The following is a 22,097-nucleotide window of genomic DNA, read 5'->3' as shown; positions in this document are numbered from 1 at the left end:
AAAACTTCGGTTTTCTGAAGTTCTTAGAAGGTTATTAAAAAGTTAGATAAACTTTTAGAACTATCAATTTCCAACTTTTTCCGTAATCTGTACCGATGTATTTCCACACCTCTAACTGAAATGGCCATCAGAGGGGCAATTTCCTTGGTGGACAAATTCATTTTTAGGTAAGCGCATAACTTTAGATCTTTTGGGGTGAGTTTGGGGTAAGCCTTGAGCAATCGCTCAAAAAAGTCCTCATGAAGCTCCTTAAAATTAACCTCAAAGCGTTTCCAGTCATCCGTATCCTGTATGGAACTGTTCAGTTTTTTAATAAATGAACGGTAGCGTTGCGAATTGGAAAATTTGTCTTTATTGACCAGCAACATATTCTTTAGTTCAAGAATCATTTCATTCTTTTTGGCTATGTTCAGCGTGGTGCTGGCCAATTCATTCTGTTTGAGTTTAATCTCCCTGGCCAGTTTTTCCTTTTCCATAGCAGCAATTTGCTCTTCCTGTTCCTTCTTCATTTGCAACTCAAGTTCCTTTTGCTTTCGTCTTAACTTGCGTCGGTTGTAATATCGAATTGCGAATACCGTAGCAATCCCCAACGCTATGTAGAGTGCCATACTAGCCCCTGATAAAAACCAAGGTGGCGCTATTTCGAAAGCAAAGGTTCGAGCCTCAGATATTTTATTGTCATGGCCCATGTTGGAAACTTTGAAAAGGTATTCTCCGTGGGGCAAGTTTTGGAATTGAATAGTTCCGCTTTCAACAAACTCGGCATAACTTTTTGGTCCCAAAAGTTGATAATGATATCTGGATTGCAAGAGTTCCGGCGAAGCAACCTCAAAAGTTAAAATCTGTGAGCTTTTATAAGGTATCCGAAGGGGATCCACTGCACTGGAATACGCTGAACGTTCATCCCGAACAAGATTTATGTGAGGAGTGGGAAGACTTAATCCATGTAACCAATCCTTTAGGGTGTTTTCATCAATCATAGCAAACCCATCGCTAAGGGTTATGTAAGAAGTAGAATCGTTGACCTTGATCAAGTTTTGGGAATCTGGAGCCAAACGCTCGTTCAGTGAGAAATCTGTTATAGCCAGACTGTCCTGTTTTAAATCTGTATGTACTATTTCCTTATTACCGTCCCTATTGACAAACCAAAATTGATCATCGTCATAGAACAACAATTCCTGATCATTAAATTTTTGAAATTCCTCAAATACGCTAATACGGTCGAGAATGGGATCGTATTTGTACCAAGATTTCTCCCCACGAAAAACAATTTGGTTTTTGATTTGATAAATTTTGATGTTGTAGGCACTGGGCGTCTGTGAGCCTAGGTATTCTTTTACATCAATCACTTTTGAATAGGTTTCGTCCACTTGGATTCTATAAAACCCTTTATAGGAATGTGCTGCCCATAGCACGTGGGGTGTTTCAAAACATAAGTATTTGATGGGTACATTAATGCCCTCAATTTTGGAAACTTCCCAGTCTCCTCCTCCATCTTTTTCATATTTCACCAGACCATTATAGAAGCCTTGTATATAACCCGAACGGCGTTCCGGTATTCTCACTAAACCGTAACCCCCTGAAAAAGAAGAAATTTGCTCAAAATTATTTGGATCTACTTTATATGTGCCGGTGTTATGGCCACATAACAAATCTCCTTCTACAACTTCCAAATCCCAAACATGTCCCTGTGACCCTTCTACGAACTTAAGCTCGTTTTCATCAAAATAAAATACTCCTGTATTGCTGCCCAAATACAGTTTATTATTGTGCATGGCCATATCATACACCATTCCTAAAGTCCCTGAAAAATCGGTGTAGTAGGTAATGGGGTTGTGAAGTTCAGCTCGAGCAATGCCATTATCCAACCCAAGCCAAAGTTGATCCTGGAACCGTGCCATAGACAAGACGGTATTGTTCTGAAGACCGGCTTCCCGGTTCAATACCTTAGACTTATCGGTGTTTTGATTATACAGATAAATTCCATTTTTAATGGTACCAAATGCAATCTGTTCACCATCAAATTTCAGGATTTTGTTAAGCTGGTGTTGCTTGAGTTCCTGATTCAATGCTGCCTCCCAGGGCCTTATACCATTTTCATTCCAGATGTAGCAGCCATTTAGCTTGGTTCCAACTAGAATACCTTCCTTAAAAGGAATCATGTCTGTTACCGCCTTGCCGGACAAAATTTCCTGATTTTCCAAAGGAACCAATTCATCCTGCCCCAACATAAACAGTCCTTCTGAACTACCTCCAACAATCAGTTTATCATCATGCACCAAAATATCGGAAATAACCTGCGTAGGATCCAAAACCTTAATTGTATCACCTTTATAGGTATATATGGCAGAAAAGGATCTAAATATGACTTGATCGTCCATAGATCGAATCTCCCAGAACTCCTCGCTGGTAAATTCATGGTCTTTAATGAGATGGGTAAGGGAGGTATATTGTAACGAGCCTAAATCATCCATTACCCAGAATCCAAACTCCTCATAGGATCCTGTATAAATTTTATCTCCGATTACAGCAACTGATCGGACTATGGTATTGTTTGGGAGTTTGTACAAAACCCATTGTTCACCATTGTAGTGCAGCAAACCTTTGTTGTTGGCCACAAAAAGCTCCCCGTCCGGATTGACCGCTACTCCCCAGTTTTTACTTGCCCCTTTATATTCAGATAGTTTGTAATTATAAATAGGAGGCAGCAAGTTTTGCGAGTGGATGGAAATCGTGCAAAAGAAAAAGACAACAATGATTCGGTAAGCGGTGAGCATTCTTTTTTAGGTTAAACCCATTAAAATTTTGTTCCTAGTGGTTTGATTTGTAAACCCAGCCTTATGGATTCCAGAAGTACAACTTATACAAACAATTGCAAGAGATGACCCCTAAGATAGTCAAAGTCCCCAAAAATACTCGCAATCAATGAGGGAATCTTTGACCTATGTAATGGGAGTCAAATCCACTGGCCATGGAACCCGATTGATAAGTCAAGGGGTTTTATATTCTAACGGAACAACTCCCCTATTGGCTTGTTGGAAGCATGGGAAGGGAAGGGAATGTTCAATAACATGGAAAGGGTTGGCGCAATTTGGTCAATGCTTTTGGCTCTTACGGTCTCCCCTTTAGGGACGTTCCATCCAAACCATAAGCAGGGTACGTGCTTGTCGTTGTTGTAGAAAGCACCATGGGTCGTTCCCGCCATCCGTTTTGGCATCCAACCTGATTTGAAATGCAACAAAATATCACCCGAATTATCCGAGTGGTAACTTTTTCTAAAAACTGTATCCATGTCCCAATTTCTGTTGGAATGGAATTCAGGAACATACAGTTCTTTAATTCCTTCCATCTTGCTTAAAAAATTCATGGACGCTTTGAGTACTTCCTTTTTTGGTGTTTTTACCCCATTTAGATAAATCTGCGTTTTGTCCATGTATGCAACGTAATTTTCTTCTCCAAAAAGCTTGGAAAGTTCCTTATTCAATTGTTCCTTGATGGATTCCACTCCAAAATAGTCTCCCGGCAAATTTGAGGTTTTAAGAAAATCCGGATGATCGCTGGCGGCATGATCTGCAGTAAGAAACACGAGATAATTGCCTTTTCCCAACCTCGAATCAAAAAATGAAAGCAGGTTGGCTATTTCTTCATCCATACGTAAATAGGTATCCTCCAATTCCTTGGATCTAATGCCATAACTGTGGCCTATGTAATCTGTACTTGAATAACTGATAGCCATAAAATCAATTTCCCTCCGTTGACCCAGTTTTTCGCCGTCCATAGCCGCTTTGGCCAGGGCAGTCAAGAGCGAATTCCCGAAGGGAACGTAAGGCATCATGGCAAAGTTCCCATTGGCTTTATGTAGCCGTTTTAAATTATAGGGAAGCGTGGCGTCCGTCCTTCCTTTAAACACCTTTTCCATAGAAGCGTCATCTGCTCCACTATTTTGATACATCTCAGATGGTTTTAGCAGATTCCAAGTCAGATTGAGCAAGGAATCCGCTAGTTGTCTTTTGTTGAATTCCATCAACCAATAGGGAAGTTTCTCTGAATAGTAAGAGCTAGTTATGAATTTGCCCGTCTGTTCATGATACCAAAAGGCATGGTTGGCCAAATGTCCCGCGGGAAAAATGGCTCCTCTGTCCTTGAGTGATATCCCAATCACTTTGGAACGACCATTGGTAAATAGTTTCAATTCATCTGTGATGGTAGAGGCCAATAGATTTTTAGGCGACCGGGAATATCTACTGATTTCCTTTTTTGCATTGGAGGTTCCATCTGTCAAAAAAACACCTTCGTCTTGGGCGCAATACATATTTCTTTTTGCAGTTTTGTCGTACCAATCATTGGCGACTATTCCATGGTTTGCGGGTGTAGTACCTGTATAGATTGATGCATGTCCGGGACCTGTGGCCGTTGGCACGTAGTTGTAGTGCATGTTCTTGACATTGAAGCCTTCCCGCATCAATCTTTTAAACCCATTCGCTCCATAGTTATCCTGAAAGCGATACAAATATTCGGCTCGCATTTGGTCAACCACAATTCCAACAACCAGTTTAGGTTTGGCTTGCTGCTGTGCTAGAGCCAATTGTGTAAAAAACATTATTACTGTGTAAATTCCAATCTTCATATTATTTGCTTTGATAAGGGCCATATTCTTCTTTTATTTTGAGGGTGGATTCGTCCAAAATATAGACTTGGTAGGTTGAACCATTTGGAGCTACCCGAACAACAATATGTCCTTGGAGGCTTTTGTAATTGTCCTTAAACCAGGGACCATAGGTAACCAAAGTCTCGGGATGCATATTGGTGGAGAAAATATGTCTGGAACTTGTTTCGTCATCTTGATAAATAAGCCGTTGGTAAACTTCCTGTCCGGGATGGTCTGAGCACCACAATTGCTGAACCACAACTTGGGGATCAAGCGTTTCTACAAAAAAAGCATTGGTGGCATCCCGATTGCCATGATGATTAAGGGTAGTGACCTCTACAGGCCCTACCACTTTAGCCATAGGGGTCTCCACATCAAACCATGGTGGTAGCCCATACCCTTGAAGCCCCGTGTTGTCGCCTCCGGTGAAGTAATCAAAGGGGCCGTATGATATTTTAATGGCCAAACTCAGCGGGTTCTCATTATACCCTCCGTTATAGAAAGAAGTTATATCCTCTGCGGTAAAAAGTTCACGGGTTTCTTCTTCGTTTCCTGTCCAAATCGTTGCGTTGGTTTTGATGTTTCTAATGGAAAAACTGGGATATTTAGCTTGATCTTTTTTTAAGTGAATCTGCGATTTACTACCCACCTCCAAAGCCTCTGTGGGCACATTTTCTTCAGAAATAAAAGTCATATAATCCTGAAAAATTTCATCATCCTTAAGATAAGTGGCAAGATCAACAGGAAAGCTTAGGGACGGGGAATCCCGATCTATAATTTTCCCAAAGGGAATTTCCCTACCCAATTCCGCCAAACTTCCATAGTGGTCAGAATGAAAATGGGAAACCAGCGCATAGTCAATGGAATCTTGATGTCCTCTTGGGGCAACCTGCTTTATATAATTGGAAATCCATTCCCAAGTGGGTTTACTATTATCAGGTACCGGAGAAGTTGCCTTTAAAGGGGTGTACTTTTTCTCGAATCCTTCCTTGTCCATGCTTCCTGCATCAAATAACATGGTGGTACCGTCAGGCAATACAAAAAAGGTACTGTTGCCGCTCCCAGTATTAATATGATGGATATCCAAATAGCCTTCCTCCCAAAGGGGCAAACGTTTTGAGGATTCGTCCAATTCGATATTCTCTTGACGGTTGGTTTCTTTTTCTGCTTTGGTATTACAGCTGATTTCAAATACAAGAGCCATTGCAATAAAGATGTGGTTTAGCTTAGGTCTCATCTGCAGTAATTTTATATAAAACATAGCTTATAAGTTCTTTTACTTTATCCCGATAATTCTGATTGGCTTCCTTATTCAGCCTATTGGCAATAATTAAACAAATGGCAATGGCTTCGTGCCCCAACATTTTGGCAAGACCATAAAGCGCGGAGCTTTCCATTTCGTAGTTGGTGATTTTGTATCCGTGATATTCAAAGTCGGAAAGTTTGTTATTGATATCATCCAACTTTTTGGAAAGTCGCAGTTCCCGTCCTTGCGGAACGTAAAATCCTGGTGCCGTTATGGTGATTCCTGTAAACGTGTCCTTACTTTTCAACATTTTCAGGAGTTTCGGGGAGGCATCCACCACATACGGGTTTAGAAAGATGGTATGTCCTCCTACCAATATTCGCAGCAATCTTCGGAACTCCTCATTTACAACTTCCGCCCCATCATCATAGAAGTACAAAAGGTTATCAAAACCAACCGATTTTTCGGAAATCACATAGGAGTTGACAGGGATATCCTTTTGAAGGCTCCCTGAGGTGCCAATTCTAATAAAGTGGAGCTTTCTTTTTGTTGTCTTGATTTCTCTTGAGTCAAAATCAATATTGACCAAGGCGTCCAGCTCATTCATGACTATGTCAATATTTCCAATGCCAACACCTGTTGAAACCACTGTAATCCGCCTCCCATTGAATTTGCCGGTCATGCTAACATATTCCCTATTGGCAATCTTGAACTCCACCTCCGTAAACAAGGACTCAAATACATTCACCCTTTTGGGATCCCCCACAAGAATTACGGTATTTGCAATTTGGCCCGGCTTCAGGTGCAAATGGAAAATACTCCCGTCAGGATTGACAATTAATTCGGAATCCAAAATCATATCACCCTTACTTATGCAGATTCTTGCTTCTTAGAAATTCCAACAGCAACTTTGGCCTATCTGTTTGGATGATATCTACATTATTGTCAATGTACCATTGATAGGTATTTATATCCATAGCGGCTTTTTCGTCATCATGTCCCCCGCTTAAATGCGGCCATAGAGAATTGACCCATACGCCTGATCCTTCTTTCCGAATTTGGCTGAAATAGGAATCCAAGCCAAGCGTATCATTGGAAACAATAAATTCGAATGCAACAGGTTTCCGGCTCTTTACATAATCCGTTACAATTTGGTCACTATCCTTTTTTAACCGGATTATAGGCATGAAGTAAACTTGGTCTAGATAAGCTCCAAATTCTTGTTCCACTTCTGCCCTCGTCTTGGTTCCCTTTATGACGACCTGATCCAAAGTACCGGTCGTCTTTACAATTTGAAAACATTTATCAAAAATGGGGTAGCTCTTATCCAAATTGACCAAAATTTTGTCCTTGGTCGTTCTAAGCGCTTCCTCCAAGGTTGGGATTCCATGGGGAGTGGGAACGCCCAAACCGTCTTTCAACCTCAGCGTTCTCAAGGAATCTAAGGTCCATTCCTTCACTGCACCTTTTCCCGTTGTTGTACGATCGATGGTTTCATCGTGCATAAGCACCAAATGTCCATCCTCGGTTTCCCGGATATCAATCTCAACCATATCTACTCCCATATCTATGCAGTTTTGAATGGCTTGTATGGAGTTTTCAGGGGCATTTCGCCAATCGCCACGATGGGCTACCACCATCACTTCCTTGTTTTTCGAATCTTTTAGATTGGCGATTTTATCAGCAATCAAGTTTACATTCGGTATTGCTTCAGAAGTTATTTGCTCCTTGATTTCCTTTTGTTCCTTGCAACCAACCCATATTAGAAGAGCGGTCAAAAAATATAATCGTTTCATACTGTGTGCTTCGTTAGCTAGAAAGTAAAAAGAAGTAAAGGGGGGACATAGTCCCCCCAATTGAATTAAAAAAACTAACTCAAACTAACTATCTCTCTACTAGTTACAAGACTTCATCTTGTGTGTGTTTAGCCCTTGGATTAATATCCCGGGTTTTGTGTAATGGATGCATCGGTATCCAATTGACTTTGCGGTATAGGAAGAATCAACTTAGTGGCATCAATAGTAACATTGGCTCCTGTACTGCTAAAGAAAGCATTCATGACTTCCACCGCAGTGCCATATCGCTTAAGATCCAGCCAGCGATGTCCTTCTCCGATAAACTCGAAACGCCTTTCTTGTTCAATAGCATCCCTAACATCCGATTGTGTGGTTGCCGTTGTCCCAGCCAATCCAGCTCTGGCGCGTATGGCATCCAACTGCACTATAGCCTCCGCGGTTTGACCGTTTTCGTTCAAAGCTTCTGCATATTTAAGGATGACATCGGCGTAGCGAATAATGAGATGATCACTGCCACCATCGTCAGCACCGGTGGTGGATACCTCATACTTCGTTGAAAAGTAAAAAGGATTGGCACCTACGTCTACAGCTACATAGTCGTTAAGTCTGGTGTCCCCTGCCTCATAGGAATCTATAAAGGCCTGCGTGGGCAAATTATGGCCTTTGGCATTAGCTGTGGTTCCAGATGGGCGAAATTGGGAACCTGCGGGACTACCCTCAAATTCTCCATCCACCAAAAATCCACTTGCAAATTGCACTTCAAACAAAATTTCGGAATTCCCTTCGTTGGCCACACCAAAAATATCGGCTGTGGTTGGAGCCAAGTCATAAACCCCCGAGTTAACAACGGCTTCATAATTGGTCAGCGCTCCGCTGAAATTACCTTGGGTCAACAGTACATCGCCCAAAAGGGCCTGTGCGGCTCCCCTTGCTGGTTTTCCAGAGGATTTCTCCACGGGTAAATCTTGGATGGCATCGTTGAGATCTGCTTGTATTTGGGCATAGACCTCCGAGGATGCGGTACGACCCTGTCCAAAGAAATCAAATGGACTTTCGGTTTCTATTACAACTAAGGGAACATCTCCATACAAACGCACCAAATTAAAGTACAATAGGGCGCGAACAAACTTCATCTCCCCTATTCTGTTGGTCTTTAAAGCGCTGGATTCATACTCGATATCTGTAATTCGGTTCAGCACGGTATTAGCCCGTTGGATTCCTCGGTAAGATTCTCTCCAAATATCTCCTACCAAGTCATTTCCGGCATTGGTGGAAAAGTCGTCCAATTGTCCAAAGCGACCTCCATCATTGGCGGCGATTTCTTCAAAGGAATCCTCTCCGGAAATCTCGCCAACACCAATTAAATCCAGTCCGTAAAGCCCTCCATTCTGAAGTTGGGCATACACCCCCGCCACAGCACTTTCCAACTCCTGTTCGTTGGAATAAAAATTGTTGGAAGCCTTTTCCGTTATAGGTACAATGTCCAATTCCTTTTCGCAGGAAGTCAATCCTACCAAGACACCAACCATTAGAAATATATATTTATTGAAATTCATTTGTCTTAAGTTTTTGGTTTAAAATTTAACGTTTAATCCAAGCGCTATAAAGCGTGTCAACGGACTTGCAGACTGGATCCAGCCCCTTGTCAAGGTCTGTTGGTTATTGGTGTCTCTGGTATCCAAGGCATCAGGGTTATATCCCCTGAATTTAGTGCTGTTGAAAATGTTATTTCCAGTCAGGTAAAGCCGAAGGAAATCGATGCCCAAATAGGCCGTGGTACTTTCGGGGAAGTTATATCCCACTTGCATGCTTCTTAAACGGAAGTAATCCGCATCATAAACCGAAAGACTGGAGGCCCGGGTCAACCTACCGGCAGATGAAAAACTGGAAAAATCCGGTCTTCTAAAGAAACCATTGGGGTTTCGATCCGAGTAGTAATTGTCAAAATAATGCTGGGTGGGAACAAAAAACCCTTCCCCACTTTCGGCAAAATAGACCATGCGGTCCGAGACCTTCCTTCCTTCAACACCTGCAAATTGAGCGCTAAAGTCAAAACCTTTATAGTTCAGGTTAAACCCAAAACCATAGGTAAAATCAGGATTGTAATCGCCCAAGGTCACCCTATCATCTGGGGTTATCTGCCCATCTCCATCGGCATCCCTTACAATGTAATCCCCAACCTCGGTACCGGCCAATGGGGCAATGGTGGCTGCATCAATCTCCGCTTGGGTCCTGAAAACACCTTGGATATCGTACGCGTAAAATTCTGCTATGCTTCCGCCCACTTTGGTCAAAAAGTCCATCCCTCCATTATTCTGGATAATCTGTTCCTGCCCTTCTCCCAAGGCCAAAACTTCATTTTTACTACTGGTAATATTGGCGTTGAACGAGAGGCCCAACTCCCCAATCTCAAAGTTATTTCCCCGGATTTCGAATTCAAATCCCTTGTTCTCCAATTCGCCAATATTTTGCAATGATTGCGAGAATCCTGATTGCTGTGGTACCGGTACTTCCAATAAGAGGTCCGTGGTATTGGATTTGTAATATTCCGCTGTAAACAGGAGTTTGTTATCCAAGATACCTAGATCCAATCCCACATTAAGTGCTGTGTTGGTTTCCCAGGACAAATCTGGGTTGGGTGAGGTATCAGTATAGGACCCAGGAACCAACTGCCCATCAACAACGTAATTATCTGGTTCGATCAAGGCTATGGAACCAAAATCCCCTATTTGGTTATTTCCTGTTTGTCCCCAACTTGCCCTTAACTTGGTAAAGCTTACCAATGCATCCTCTGGAAAAAATGATTCATTGCTCAAGGTCCATCCGGCAGAAACGGAAGCGAAATTTCCGTATTTGGTGTTGGCACCAAAACGGGATGAACCGTCCCGCCTGAAGGATCCCGAAAGGGAATATCTACCATCATAATCGTATTGCAAACGGGTAAAATAGGATTCAAGCGCCCATTTACTTCTTCTAACCTCGGCTGACGGATTGGTTGCTCCCGCGATGTTGCGCAGGTTATCATCTGCAAAGTTGTTGCTCTCCAATCTGGTGTTGTACCCATTTTCTTCTTGATAACTGAAACCCAACAGAACATCAAAATTATGTTTGTCCAGGGATTTGTTATACGTCAGGAGGTTCTCTGTAATGAAGTTTTCCCTTCTTACATTGCTTTCCATTGCTTGGGTGCGATTGTTGGCCACCGGAGTTCTATAATTTCCGATGTTAGAGGGGGCAAAAAACTCCGTGAAAATGGAATTGTAATCCCCTCCCAAGGAAGTTTTAAACTTCAATCCCGCTAAGGGTTCCACCTCAAGATAAGCGTTTCCAAAAACCCGCACCCTTTTTTCATAAAAGTCGGTCAATGCAGTTTGAGCCACGGTATTTTCCGAAATGGGTCCATCCCAATTGTCATTGTTGTCATGCAATTGGTTGGCAATGGCAAAGGTTCCATCTTGGTTGTGGATGGGATAATACGGTTGCATCAAAATAATGGAAAAACTGGGGTCTGGTTGTGCCTTGGCCCCTAACCCATAGTTAGACCAACCAGCCTCACCTGTAGGATTGGAATTAACCAAGGACACATTGGACGTAACCCCAAAGCGAATACGATCACTGATCTGTGAATTGAGTTGCACATTGGCGGTATAGCGCTTGTAATCAGAATCCATGATAATGTTCTCTTGATCCAAGTAGCCAAAGGATATGGAGTAATCGGTTTTTTCTGTACCACCGCTTAGGTTTAGGTAATGGTTTTGCTGGGAAGCGGTGCGAAAGACGGCATCCGTCCAGTTGGTATTGGTCAGTCCAGCTTGTCCATCCAGATATCCTTGAAGGTATCCAGGAATTCTACTCCGTTTTCCTCCTCCATTGGCATCACGGGTGGCATTGTCATCAGAAACACTTCGTCCCGGACCTCCTGAAACATATCCGAAATTTCTGGAGTCTGAATCAAATAGAGCGGCATCATAGGCATCCACCAGTTCAAAATTGTCAATACGGTCTTGAAATCCGTAGTACGTGTCATAGGTAACTTTTAAGCTCCCCTTTTTTCCTTTTTTGGTGGTGATCAAGATAACCCCATTTGACGCTCTGGATCCATAAATGGCAGCCGAAGCCGCATCCTTTAGAATGTTAACGGACTCGATGTCCTGGGTGTTGATAGAACTAAAGGAAGAACCTTCGGACAAGGGGTTGCCATCTATCACGATCAAGGGGTTTGTTCCCGCAGTAAGGGTGTTGAGGCCCCTAATTTGAACCACTGAATTCTCCCCTGGGTTTTTTCCATTTCCAAGAATTTGTATCCCGGAAACGTTCCCTGCCAAAGCCTGCTCAAAATTAGCAGTGGAGAAATTGTTCAACGCTTCGCTATCCACTTTGGAGACCGCTCCATTAAATTTCTCCTTGGTAGTAGATCCATAACCGATGATTACCACTTCGGCCAATTTCCCGGCATCGGGTTGCAATTGCACATTCACGGTAGATTGTCCACTAACGGCTATTTGTTGGGTGGAGAATCCCAAATAAGAGACCTCTAAAACAGCATCCGAAGAGGATACTTCAATAGTATAGTTACCATCAAAATCAGAACTGACCCCATTGGTTGTTCCTTGTTCAATGATACTGGCTCCCGGTAAGGGCTGCCCATCCACGTCAGTAACAGTTCCGTTCACAGTAAACTGCAGGTTGGGCTGCACATTGGACTCTTGCGGTTGGGAAGTTGGTTCGGGTTCGGTGCGTTTCACCAAATAAATCCGCCGGTCATTAAGGTTGAAGGTGGTATTGGTATTTTGAAAAATCTGGTTAAGTACTTTGCTTATGCGCTCCCGATCTACTTTGATCGATACAATCCGGTCGATGTTTACATCTTTTATCTTGTAAACAAATTCAAACTCGGTTTTACTTTCAATTTCATCTATTAATTGTCCAACGGAAACGTTGTCCAAATCCAGCGTCACTTTCGTACGTTGTCCGTAGGCATCATTGGCCTGCATGGAAAATAAGGCAGCCAAGATGAACAACGTACTGAGTTTCATTTTTAGGTCATATTTAAATACTGGAAATAGGCTTCTTTTAGGTGTAAGAAGTTTTTTCATACTTTTATAGTGTTAATTGTGGTTAATCTTTTAAGTTTAATCACTCCGACCAATCGGAAGATGTTCCTAGCATTTTCCGATTTTTTTATGGCCTTCTTTGACCATAACAAGAAGTAATCATTCGTAATTGGTTACATCTTTTTTGAATTTTATCCCATAGGCAGTTTTGTGTTTTAAGTTTAGCGGTTTGTTAGTTAATCTATGATTATTTTTTCATCCAGAATTTGATAATCAATACCATAGTTGGCCTTTAATTCCATGAGCACATTTTCTATGGGTTCCTTACCAAAATTGGCATTGAACAGGTCATGGGTCAAATCCTTGTTGTTGTTGACAATGGTCACATCATAATGTCTTTCCAATTTCTTCATGATGTTGCTAAAGGTCATATTCCTGAACACCAGTTTGCCATTGATCCAGGAGGTATACAAACTGGTTATGACCTTTGAGGTGTCAATATGGTTGCTGGTTTTATCAAAACTTCCTTTAAATCCTGGTTCCAGTTTTACATTTTTTTCCGAACCGTATCCATCCTCTTCTGTATATAGACTTACTGCTCCTTCCACAAGGACTACCTCCGTGGTTTCGTCCTCCGGATAGGCAGAAACATTAAATTGAGTTCCTAAAACCCGAACATTTAAACCATTGGTATTCACTACAAATGGATGATTGGGATCCTTGGCAACATCCAAAAAAGCTTCCCCTTGTACATAAATCTGTCGCTGAGCGCCCTCCATAAATTGAACCGGGTATTTTATGGAAGATCCCGCATTAAGGTAGGCTATCGTGCCATCAGAAAGTTGAAGTTGAAAGGTTTTTCCTTGCGGAACAGTCAAGGTGTTATAGGCCAATTCTCTCTTGGAACTTACTTCTGAATACTTTATACTTTCGCCATCTTGTTTACCTATTACATTGCCATCCTTATCCAGTACTTCCACTTCGCCATCCTCGCTGATTACCTGAATATCCCCGTTTTCAAGTTGTAGGGTAATTGCGTTTTCAGGTATAATCATATCGGTTTCCTGGGCAGTATTCTGTAGAAGGAGATAAGCCGTAGCAAGTAGGGCCAAGAACGCTGCAGCAGCGGCGGAAATTTTCCAAATGGCAGCTCTTTTCCTGGAGTCATCTTGGGTTTGCGAATGGATGGAAGTCCATAAGGCATCTTTTACGGCTTTTTTGTGTGCCTTGGATTTAAAATGGGGTTCTAAATTCGCTAGATTGACGTCATCCTTAAATTTTTCCAACAATTTCAATTCATGATCAGAAATGGTGCCGTCCAGGTATTTGTCCAATAATTTTTTGAATTCGTTCTCTTGCATAATTCGTGCGCTATACTAGGATGAACCAGAAAGACCATGAAACTCACATTCAATTACATATTTTAACATTTCTTTAACATAATGGAATGATACCGATCAGCGCTACAATAGGGCTGAAAAAAATTAAAGATTTGCGATAAAGGTGATAAGTGCCGTAAGTGAGGACTGTGCCAATCTTAGATTCTGGCGGATGGATTTAAGTGCAATGGACATTTGATTTTCCACGGATCTTTTTGAAATGCCCAATCTTTTGGCAATTTCTTCATTGGAAGCAGCTTCCATTCTACTAAGTCTGAAAATTTGCTGGCACCTAGGGGATAATTCTGTCAACGACTTTTCTATGATGAACTGCGTCTGTTCCAGGTTATGCTGGTTTTCCACCCTTGCCGGACGCCCCAGTTCCAAAGATTCTAATACTTGCAGATGCACTGCATTGAGTTTGTTATCCCTCAAATATTTAAAACAACCATATTTGACCGAACGGAAGATGTATGCTTCAAAATGAATAATGTTCAGATTTGCCCTTTTTTGCCACAAATTGATCCATATTTCCTGGACAATATCCTTGGCTACATCTTCATTTAAAACGATGGATTTGGCACGAATAAACATGGGCTCCCAAAAAAGTTCAAATAGCTTACGATAAGCTTTTTTGTTTCCTTTTTTGAATTCCGCTAAGAGTAGTTTGTTAGTTTTCCCTTTAGTGCCTGACATTTCAATCTAATACTTGATTAAATGAAATTTTCATGCAATAAATGTATAAAAAATGTCATTATCATTGAAAAATGACAATTATTGTAACCGATTCATAAGGATAATTTAATATTGGGGTCAAAACTGATAAATCTCCTTAAATGTCCTAAAACCAAGGGAACAACAAGATTTTGATTGGCAATTACCGTTTCAATTATGTAACAAAATTTTCTTTTTTTCTATTTATTTTCCAATAACACATTCATCATCGCTTGGGCCGAAGTTGCACCAATTTCCGCAATCCGTTCCCTAGGGGTATGATCCCCAATCTCATACGTAATACCAACTGCGTTGTGACCATAAAGAAACCAACCTTTAGAAACAGGACGAGTACTGTTTGAAGCCGCTTCATTTACCTTATATCCTGCTATATTCTGTTCCAGTAGCTCAAACCAATCATCAATAAAATGAGGCAAACTGGTACCTTCCCGTATCTCATTGGTGTAAAAAACATCTTCATAGGTTGAGTGGAAATCCAATCCCAAAATTATTTCACCCATGCTTTCCTTGCTAGTTCTTAGCAAGTGCCCAACCACATTTTTGATTTCAGGTTGACGGTATTTGGACCAGTCCCGGTTAAGATCTACCCCATTGGCATTGTGTCGCCAATGCCCCAAATCCACCCCATCTGGATTCATTATTGGAAAAACCAGGACCCGGTACTTATTCAAAAATTGGGTTGAAAGCTCTGATTGGTCAACAAGGGTGGTCAAAAAATTTTGGAATGCGAAATAGCCGGTCACCTCTGGAGGGTGTTGCCTTGTCATCAGTACAATAATGGGTTTGCCAGTAACATTGCCATGATAAATATCCAAAACGGGGATGTTCCGTCCCAGTTCAGTCTGTCCAACACTACCTTCGCGAACAAAATCCCTATTCCCTACAACATCTTCCCTATACCATTCTTGAACATCTTTGGAATTATTTATTTCCTGGCCAGCAACAATAATAGGTTCCCGGCTCAAGTTCAGCTTTAATATCATCCCAGATTCTGTCTCTGCTAAATCCAATGAATCTATTTCACTCCACTTGCCATCCTCTTTCCTTTTAGGCTTGTACCGGTGGTCAAATCCTTCCGGGTAGTCAAATAGGAAGTAGGTCTGCTTTGGGCTATCTGACCAAACTTTGAAGCCATAATATGGGCTTTTATTTATTGGAGTATTCTCCGGTTCAAATCGTAAAATAATGGTTGAATCATTTAGTTTTTGCGCCCCATTAAGGCGGGCTCCATCAAACTCATTGCTGACCCATACCCCTAAATCCTCAAATGCATAGCTCTTTTTTATTTGAAGATCAATGGGTTTGTTCTTGGTATCCACAGGTATTGGAAACTTCACTCTTTTGGGTCCTGAACAATGGACAAAAAGCAATATGGCAGGAACAATTAAAAGCCATTTGATCCTCGAAATAAATTGTCTTTTCATTGGTTTCTTAGTTTGATGGATTAAATCTTGATTTCCTCTTTCAATTGCTGTGTCTTTTGACTGGTATGACTAAAATGTTGCATCAATTGATAGACATGGGGTATCTGCCTTTGAAAACGTGTCAAAATATCTTCTGAAATATTGTCCCTACTGAATGGAACTATTTTCACGTATTCTTGAATCTGCCCTGCATTTCTTCCATATTTGAAATCGTAAGGGAAACGCCCAGTATGGTCAATTACATTTGCTGCATTGTCGCGGTTGGCCACGCTAATATAGAATTCACTTTCCTTAATGTTTCCCGTTGGATTGAAAATTGATTCCTGTTTAAGGTGAGCAAAAAGTTCTTTCGCTGTATCCACTGCCGGATCTATCAAATTAATTTCTTCGGCCATGAAAGCCCTATATCGATAATCATTATTTTCTGATTGGTAATTGTACAGCTCTCCAAGAATCTTTTTGATTTCCTCCGTCATATAGGGGTAATGTGTACAGCCCAAAATCAAAGATTTTAGCTTGTTTTTGGTTCCGGATTTTCTGATTTTTTCTAAGAGCGAAACCAAATGATAGCGTACATAATTCTCAGCGTCATTAATTTGGAGCATGGAACAATCATCAACCTTTTCTGAATCGCAAAGCATTTTATTGTCCCCAAAATCAAAATTATACATCGAGAAAAGTGTTTTATCAATTTTCAGGTTGCCTTCAAGTCCAGGGCCTTTGTAATCCTTTCTAGGTGTGGTCAAATTTTTATCGAAATAATCTGGATCCTCATCTACGGCCTCCGCAATGCCAACTCCTCCCTGGGAAAACACCTCAATATTTCCCGTATAACCCATTTCATTCTTCAACTTCATTATGGTATTGTGGTATCCCTTTGATGACACCGTTCCGGCCGTGGCCAGGACACCAATTATCGCATCTTCACTTTTATCCAATCCTTCCAAAGTTCCTCTAACACCGGCATCGATTACACCTATGACCTTTATGTCTGTATTTGCTTTGCTCAGAAACTCTTCAATATATTCTTTGCCATAAGCGGTAGCTGTATTACAGGCAATGACCAAGGCCTTCACCGGTTTTTTGTCCATGTTTACATCTTTGTCATCTCCATGGGAATAGTATTTGTTACCTAGCAAAAATTGGGCATCCTTGATGATATGTTCTTTCAGCAAACCCACTTTATCCACTTCGGAATAGTTGCCGTACGGCATATTGGCCTGATCTCCCAAATAAATAAAGGATTCTTGATCAAAATCCAGCTGGCCGTCGCTGCCTTGGATGTAGGTTGTATTGTTGTTTTGATCATAATTAACAATGGCCTTCAGCACAGTCAATCCTCCCGTTCCGGAATCAAAAACACCGATGGGCAGCGTTTTATCATTGATGGGATAATTTTTGAAATCGATATGATAGAAACTATCCTCTTCCTCAATAATTGTGTTGACTATATTGGCTGCAATTTTGCCCTCTGCCGTAGTTTCCTTTTTATGCTCCTTCCGGCAACCTATGATAACTATCGAGGCCAGAATAAACAAATAGCAATGTTTCATGTTTTTTAGTTTATGGGTCAATTGTATATTGTTGAACTAGTTTGAATCATCTTTTCTCAACACCTTACCAAACAATCCGTTGGTGTATTCGCCTTTTTCAACGGCCAGTTTTCCATTGATTATGGAATACTCCAATCCCTCGGCATATTCAAAAGCATTTCTATAATCTGCTTTATCCTTGAAAGTTTCTGGGTCAAACAAAATAATGTCCGCGTAAAATCCTTCCTTCAATTTACCCCGAAGCGGAATCCTAAAAATCTCTGCGGTTCTGGCAGAGCTGGCATTTATAAATGCAGGCAAATCCAAAACGCCTTTTTCCTTTACATACATGTGGTATTTTCTTGGAAAAGAGCCATACTTTCTTGGATGCCCCGTATTTCCATCAGAGCCTGTGACCACCCATTCTTGTTTCATAAAATTGTTTATGTCGTATGCGTTCATATTGAAAGAGGCCACACGCACATAGCCGGATTCCAAAACCTCATAAACCGCTTCTTCGGCCGGTATGCTTAATGTGTTCGAGATATCCAAGAGGGTCTTTCCTAAGAAGCGTTCATCATCGCATTTTACAATTAGTAACTTATCTGGTCCTCCTCTTTTGGTTATGTTCTTTTTGGTTTCTTCAAATACCCTCTTTTTAATTTTAGGATCCCGTGCCCTATAAAGCAATGAATCTTTACCCCCACTCTCGGCCCACCTGGGTGAAACAGCGGCATTCAAACTAGTGGCCGAAGCATCATACGGATATTGGTTGGCCGTAACCTCAATACCTTCTTTTTGGGCATTTTTGACGAGGGCTATAATGGAATCGCTTTGCTTCCATACATCAACCCCCAGACATTTGATATGGGAAATATGAACGGGGAGCTGTGCTTTCCGGCCAATTTCAATGGCTTCTTCAACTGCATTAAGCAAACCAATGGTACTAGATCCCTCATCCCGAAGATGAGTATCATAGATTCCACCATTCTTGGCAACTACCTCCGCTAGGGCAACCACTTCTGAGGTTTGGGTATAACTCCCAGGAGCATAATACAAACCGGTTGACATACCAAATGCTCCGGCATCCATTTCCTGCTGTACTAAGGCACACATTTGCTTAACCTGGTTTGCCGTAGGTCTTGTATTACTGTTACCGATGACTGATTCTATCACTTCATGATGTCCCACTAATGGAACTACATTGGTCCCTATTCCCTGACTTTCATAAAGCTGCTTGTATTGGGATAATGGATAAAAACTATCGCCATCATTGCCAACAACCACCGTGGTGACGCCCTGCTTTAGAAAGGAAAGGTTATGGGCAGTTTCCGGTTTGATCAAATCCCTATCTGCATGGGTGTGCGGGTCAATAAATCCGGGAGAAACAATCAATCCCTTGGCGTCTATGGTTTTTTGGGCAACTATATTTGCTATTTCATCTCCTATCCAAATAATTTTATCTCCCTGTATCCCAATAGCAACCTCAGCGGGTTCTTCGTCGACTCCATTGAATACCTGACCTCCTACAATAAGCAAGTCTACTTGCTTTTGTGGTTGGGAGCAAGAGATCACAACCCAGAAGCACAACACTAAAGCCTTAGTTAGAAAACGCGCCATTTTTCTGCTTTGTCATTAAGGTTTGCATGAGTTTTTCCGCATATACCTGACCTCTTTTTCGAATGGTATCCCTGTTGGTTTCATCTCCATCCTCATAGGTAACCGACTCAGCTCCAAATACGTTAAAAAAGTAATTGTAGCAATAAGGCAATTCCTGGCTCCTTCTTCTGACTTCTACTTTAGCGGAAAATGAAGAGTCAATTTTCTTAATCCAATCAGGAATAATAGCTGCTGTTTTTAGCTCGTTGATTGAATCAAGTACTAAAATATAGGGACCGCTATGGGATGTATGAAAATCCAAGGCAAAACGGATTTTTTTACCTTGTTTCACCTTCCCTTCCACAAAATCTTTGACCATTTGTGTTTCTGGTTGGCTAAAATCAATCCAATCCCTATTTAAATCAACACCATTAGCATTGTGCCTCCAATTCCCCATATCTGCACCATCAGGATTCAGTAAAGGAAAAGTGTAAATGTTGAAGTTCTCTCTAAACGCCTTAGCAATTTCAGTGTTTGAAAAAAGTGTTTCGTAAAAACTTTTGAAACCTATGGTTCCGCCGGGTATCTCAGGCGGGTGCTGACGTGCCACCAGAACAATACAATCTTCTACATCAGTCAGTTCATGCACTAAGGCAAGGTTATCTTTATCCAAAACTGTCTTTCCCGCAACTAGTTGTTCAATTTCTGGATGTTCACCAACTATTTTTTCCATCCATGCATAAGTGTCGGCGGAAGTCTCAATTTCCTGGGCAGCCACATATAGTTTTCTTGAAGATACCTCAAGGAAAAGGGTTGCCGTATGGTTCAGGGTATCTAACACAAATTGAGCAGTGTCCAAAGACGTCCAATGCAGTTGGTCCCAGCTTACCTTGGGAACATATCGATGTTGATACTCCCCATAGTCCAAAGTCAGTTGAACGGTCTTGCTATCTTCCGCTTGAACCGCAAAGGCATACCATGGACTTGGATTAATGGGCTCGGATTCCGGAAGAACGTTTGCCTTAAATTTGTTGTTTGCCGTTTTCTCGATATCGGCCAAACGAGCACTTGCAAACGAAGTGTCAAAAACAACATCGTCCGTGTTTTGTTGTTTGCAGCCTTGCGATAAAAAGACCAAACACAGTAAGCTTAAAAGATATCTTGTCAACATTAGGATAATTTAAAATGGGCGGACGGCTAGGTTAACAGGCTGCCCATTTTTATCGAACAGCCTGTTTCCAGAACAACACTTAATTCAAATACTAAACTTAAACTAACTCAATGCGTTTGTTATTGATTTACCGGAGTTTTTATAAAAATGTCCGTTATGTCGGGAACGTTGGCACCGTTGGTATTTTCTTCCGAAAACGGATATAGGAATCTTTCCGGGTGTTGGGCGCCGGTATTAAAAGGAACTCCAACTTGTATTGCAACAGCATCTTTCTTGGTTCTTCGCAGATCATTAAAACTGACCAACTCAGCAAAGAAGGAAACATAGCGTTCCTGGATGATTTCCCGTAGCAAGGCCTCATCCCTAGTCAGGGAGCCGTCCACATTCTCGATACCACCAGCATCAAAATCCGTGTCTACGTAATCATCATATATTCCTGTGGTAATGGCAAAATGCTCGCCGCTTCTCAAATTCGCCCTATGCTCGTTCAACTTGCCCAAAGCACTCGCAAAGTCGTTAGACCGGATGGCCGCTTCAGCCCAAGTCAACAAGTTCTCTTGAAGGGATATCAGATTCATGGGTTCAGCCACCCCGGCTATTCCATTCAGGTTAATCTGCGTTCCATCAAAATAATAAGCGACCCTGTCCACTTCGTCGGTTTTTGCATTATTGCGATTACCGGCTCCCGTCATTAATTCAATCAGATATCCTCCTTCTGTTGTTAAATCATCGGGGAAGCTCCCGGTAAAAAATTGGTTCAATAGATTGGTGTCCCCGGTAAGTACCACTGCCGGTGGATGATATTGCATGGATTCTGACGGCAAGGAAATGCCGCTCTGGGCAGCGGCTATGGCATTGGCATAATCGCCAACCTCCAAGTACAAACGGGCTTTCAGCGTATATGCTGCCTTGATCCAACTACTTGAATCTCCTCCAAAGAACAAATCTTCAGCAATTCCTCCGCCTGTAGCCGCGGTTTGCAAATCCGCTATACCTTCGTCCAACAAGGTCTGTACATTGCCATATACCTCCAGCTGACCATCATATATTGGTGTTGGGATATCGGCGTTTACAGCCTCGGAGAACGGAACATCACCAAACATGCTGGCGGCTGTACCCAAGGCATGGGCTTCCAAAACCTTTGAAGCTCCAAAGAAAAAATCCTTGTTGGTAACTGGGATGCCACTTCGTAACTCCCTCGCTTGTTGCACCACTCCCACATAAATATTGAACCAAGGGGTGTCAGAATTGGTATTTCCATATTGGTATTCTTGAATGGGAGCAAATCTTCCACTCCCCACAAAATTGCCGGTCCAAACCCCAGCTGCCCAATTCAAATATCCCAACTGCGCTGTAATATCGGCCAATTGCATTCCGGTAAATAAGCTCTGCCCATCTACACTACTAATGGTGTTTGGGTCATTGTCATTTATATCATCAACTATGTCTTGGCAAGCAAGAACATTGAAAAGAATTACTATAATGGTTGCTATTTTGTATACTCTCATCACGC

Annotated in this window: 14 protein-coding genes; all 14 read right to left on the bottom strand. The window is 41.7% G+C overall.

All coding sequences use genetic code 11. The features are described from left to right. Nucleotides 1-23 precede the first annotated feature (23 nt). Nucleotides 24-2,777, bottom strand: coding sequence for a helix-turn-helix and ligand-binding sensor domain-containing protein (locus tag FGG15_RS00855; RefSeq protein ID WP_138832237.1), 2,754 nt, complete (start codon nt 2,775-2,777; stop codon nt 24-26). Between the two features lie 230 nt (nt 2,778-3,007). Further along, nucleotides 3,008-4,627 carry an alkaline phosphatase PafA gene (gene pafA, locus FGG15_RS00850; RefSeq protein ID WP_161991891.1) on the bottom strand — a complete coding sequence of 540 codons (1,620 nt, stop codon included), beginning with the start codon at nt 4,625-4,627 and terminating at the stop codon, nt 3,008-3,010. 1 nt (nt 4,628) lies between these two features. Further along, nucleotides 4,629-5,885: a ComEC/Rec2 family competence protein gene (locus tag FGG15_RS00845; protein ID WP_161991890.1), complete on the bottom strand. Its 1,257-nt coding sequence runs from the start codon at nt 5,883-5,885 to the stop codon at nt 4,629-4,631. Further along, nucleotides 5,875-6,753, bottom strand: coding sequence for a nucleoside phosphorylase (locus FGG15_RS00840; RefSeq protein ID WP_138832230.1), 879 nt, complete (start codon nt 6,751-6,753; stop codon nt 5,875-5,877). The genes FGG15_RS00845 and FGG15_RS00840 overlap by 11 nt, the downstream gene beginning before the upstream one ends. A gap of 7 nt (nt 6,754-6,760) precedes the next feature. Beyond that, a complete protein-coding gene (locus FGG15_RS00835; RefSeq protein WP_138832228.1) occupies nt 6,761-7,690 on the bottom strand; it encodes a glycerophosphodiester phosphodiesterase family protein in 930 nt (309 codons plus the stop codon). Nucleotides 7,691-7,830: 140 nt separating this feature from the next. Beyond that, on the bottom strand, nt 7,831-9,246 hold the full coding sequence (locus FGG15_RS00830; RefSeq protein ID WP_138832226.1) for a RagB/SusD family nutrient uptake outer membrane protein: 1,416 nt from the start codon (nt 9,244-9,246) through the stop codon (nt 7,831-7,833). Nucleotides 9,247-9,264: 18 nt separating this feature from the next. Beyond that, a complete protein-coding gene (locus FGG15_RS00825; RefSeq protein WP_138832224.1) occupies nt 9,265-12,786 on the bottom strand; it encodes a TonB-dependent receptor in 3,522 nt (1,173 codons plus the stop codon). Nucleotides 12,787-12,980: 194 nt separating this feature from the next. Then, nucleotides 12,981-14,105 (bottom strand): FecR family protein, encoded by a 1,125-nt coding sequence (locus FGG15_RS00820; RefSeq protein ID WP_138832222.1) that lies wholly within the window; start codon nt 14,103-14,105, stop codon nt 12,981-12,983. Nucleotides 14,106-14,228: 123 nt separating this feature from the next. Then, nucleotides 14,229-14,819, bottom strand: coding sequence for a sigma-70 family RNA polymerase sigma factor (locus FGG15_RS00815; RefSeq protein ID WP_138832220.1), 591 nt, complete (start codon nt 14,817-14,819; stop codon nt 14,229-14,231). A gap of 218 nt (nt 14,820-15,037) precedes the next feature. Continuing rightward, on the bottom strand, nt 15,038-16,282 hold the full coding sequence (locus FGG15_RS00810) for a M14 family metallopeptidase (protein ID WP_138832218.1): 1,245 nt from the start codon (nt 16,280-16,282) through the stop codon (nt 15,038-15,040). Nucleotides 16,283-16,302: 20 nt separating this feature from the next. Next, complete coding sequence (locus tag FGG15_RS00805) at nt 16,303-17,835, bottom strand: glutamate racemase (RefSeq protein ID WP_138832216.1); 1,533 nt, start codon at nt 17,833-17,835, stop codon at nt 16,303-16,305. 36 nt (nt 17,836-17,871) lie between these two features. Further along, complete coding sequence (locus FGG15_RS00800; protein ID WP_138832214.1) at nt 17,872-19,434, bottom strand: N-acyl-D-amino-acid deacylase family protein; 1,563 nt, start codon at nt 19,432-19,434, stop codon at nt 17,872-17,874. Continuing rightward, entirely contained in the window at nt 19,415-20,584 is a 1,170-nt protein-coding gene (locus tag FGG15_RS00795) for a M14 family metallopeptidase (RefSeq protein ID WP_138832212.1), read from the bottom strand. The genes FGG15_RS00800 and FGG15_RS00795 overlap by 20 nt, the downstream gene beginning before the upstream one ends. A 119-nt stretch (nt 20,585-20,703) precedes the next feature. After that, nucleotides 20,704-22,092, bottom strand: a complete 1,389-nt coding sequence (locus FGG15_RS00790) for a SusD/RagB family nutrient-binding outer membrane lipoprotein (protein ID WP_138832210.1) — start codon at nt 22,090-22,092, stop codon at nt 20,704-20,706. Between the last annotated feature and the right edge of the window lie 5 nt (nt 22,093-22,097).

This window comes from Flagellimonas algicola (assembly GCF_005937185.1).
Taxonomy (GTDB): Bacteria; Bacteroidota; Bacteroidia; order Flavobacteriales; family Flavobacteriaceae; genus Flagellimonas; species Flagellimonas algicola.
The sequence above is the reverse complement of the archived record's forward strand: the minus strand, read 5'-3'. Positions and strand labels throughout refer to the sequence as shown.

Coding starts and splice junctions, on each gene's coding strand:
- FGG15_RS00820 (WP_138832222.1), bottom strand. CDS start 14,105: ATGCAAGAGAACGAATTCAAAAAATTATTGGACAAATACCTGGACGGC.
- FGG15_RS00805 (WP_138832216.1), bottom strand. CDS start 17,835: ATGAAACATTGCTATTTGTTTATTCTGGCCTCGATAGTTATCATAGGT.
- FGG15_RS00840 (WP_138832230.1), bottom strand. CDS start 6,753: ATGATTTTGGATTCCGAATTAATTGTCAATCCTGACGGGAGTATTTTC.
- FGG15_RS00845 (WP_161991890.1), bottom strand. CDS start 5,885: ATGAGACCTAAGCTAAACCACATCTTTATTGCAATGGCTCTTGTATTT.
- FGG15_RS00790 (WP_138832210.1), bottom strand. CDS start 22,092: ATGAGAGTATACAAAATAGCAACCATTATAGTAATTCTTTTCAATGTT.
- FGG15_RS00835 (WP_138832228.1), bottom strand. CDS start 7,690: ATGAAACGATTATATTTTTTGACCGCTCTTCTAATATGGGTTGGTTGC.
- FGG15_RS00795 (WP_138832212.1), bottom strand. CDS start 20,584: ATGTTGACAAGATATCTTTTAAGCTTACTGTGTTTGGTCTTTTTATCG.
- FGG15_RS00855 (WP_138832237.1), bottom strand. CDS start 2,777: ATGCTCACCGCTTACCGAATCATTGTTGTCTTTTTCTTTTGCACGATT.
- FGG15_RS00825 (WP_138832224.1), bottom strand. CDS start 12,786: ATGAAAAAACTTCTTACACCTAAAAGAAGCCTATTTCCAGTATTTAAA.
- FGG15_RS00815 (WP_138832220.1), bottom strand. CDS start 14,819: ATGTCAGGCACTAAAGGGAAAACTAACAAACTACTCTTAGCGGAATTC.
- FGG15_RS00810 (WP_138832218.1), bottom strand. CDS start 16,282: ATGAAAAGACAATTTATTTCGAGGATCAAATGGCTTTTAATTGTTCCT.
- FGG15_RS00800 (WP_138832214.1), bottom strand. CDS start 19,434: ATGGCGCGTTTTCTAACTAAGGCTTTAGTGTTGTGCTTCTGGGTTGTG.
- pafA (WP_161991891.1), bottom strand. CDS start 4,627: ATGAAGATTGGAATTTACACAGTAATAATGTTTTTTACACAATTGGCT.
- FGG15_RS00830 (WP_138832226.1), bottom strand. CDS start 9,246: ATGAATTTCAATAAATATATATTTCTAATGGTTGGTGTCTTGGTAGGA.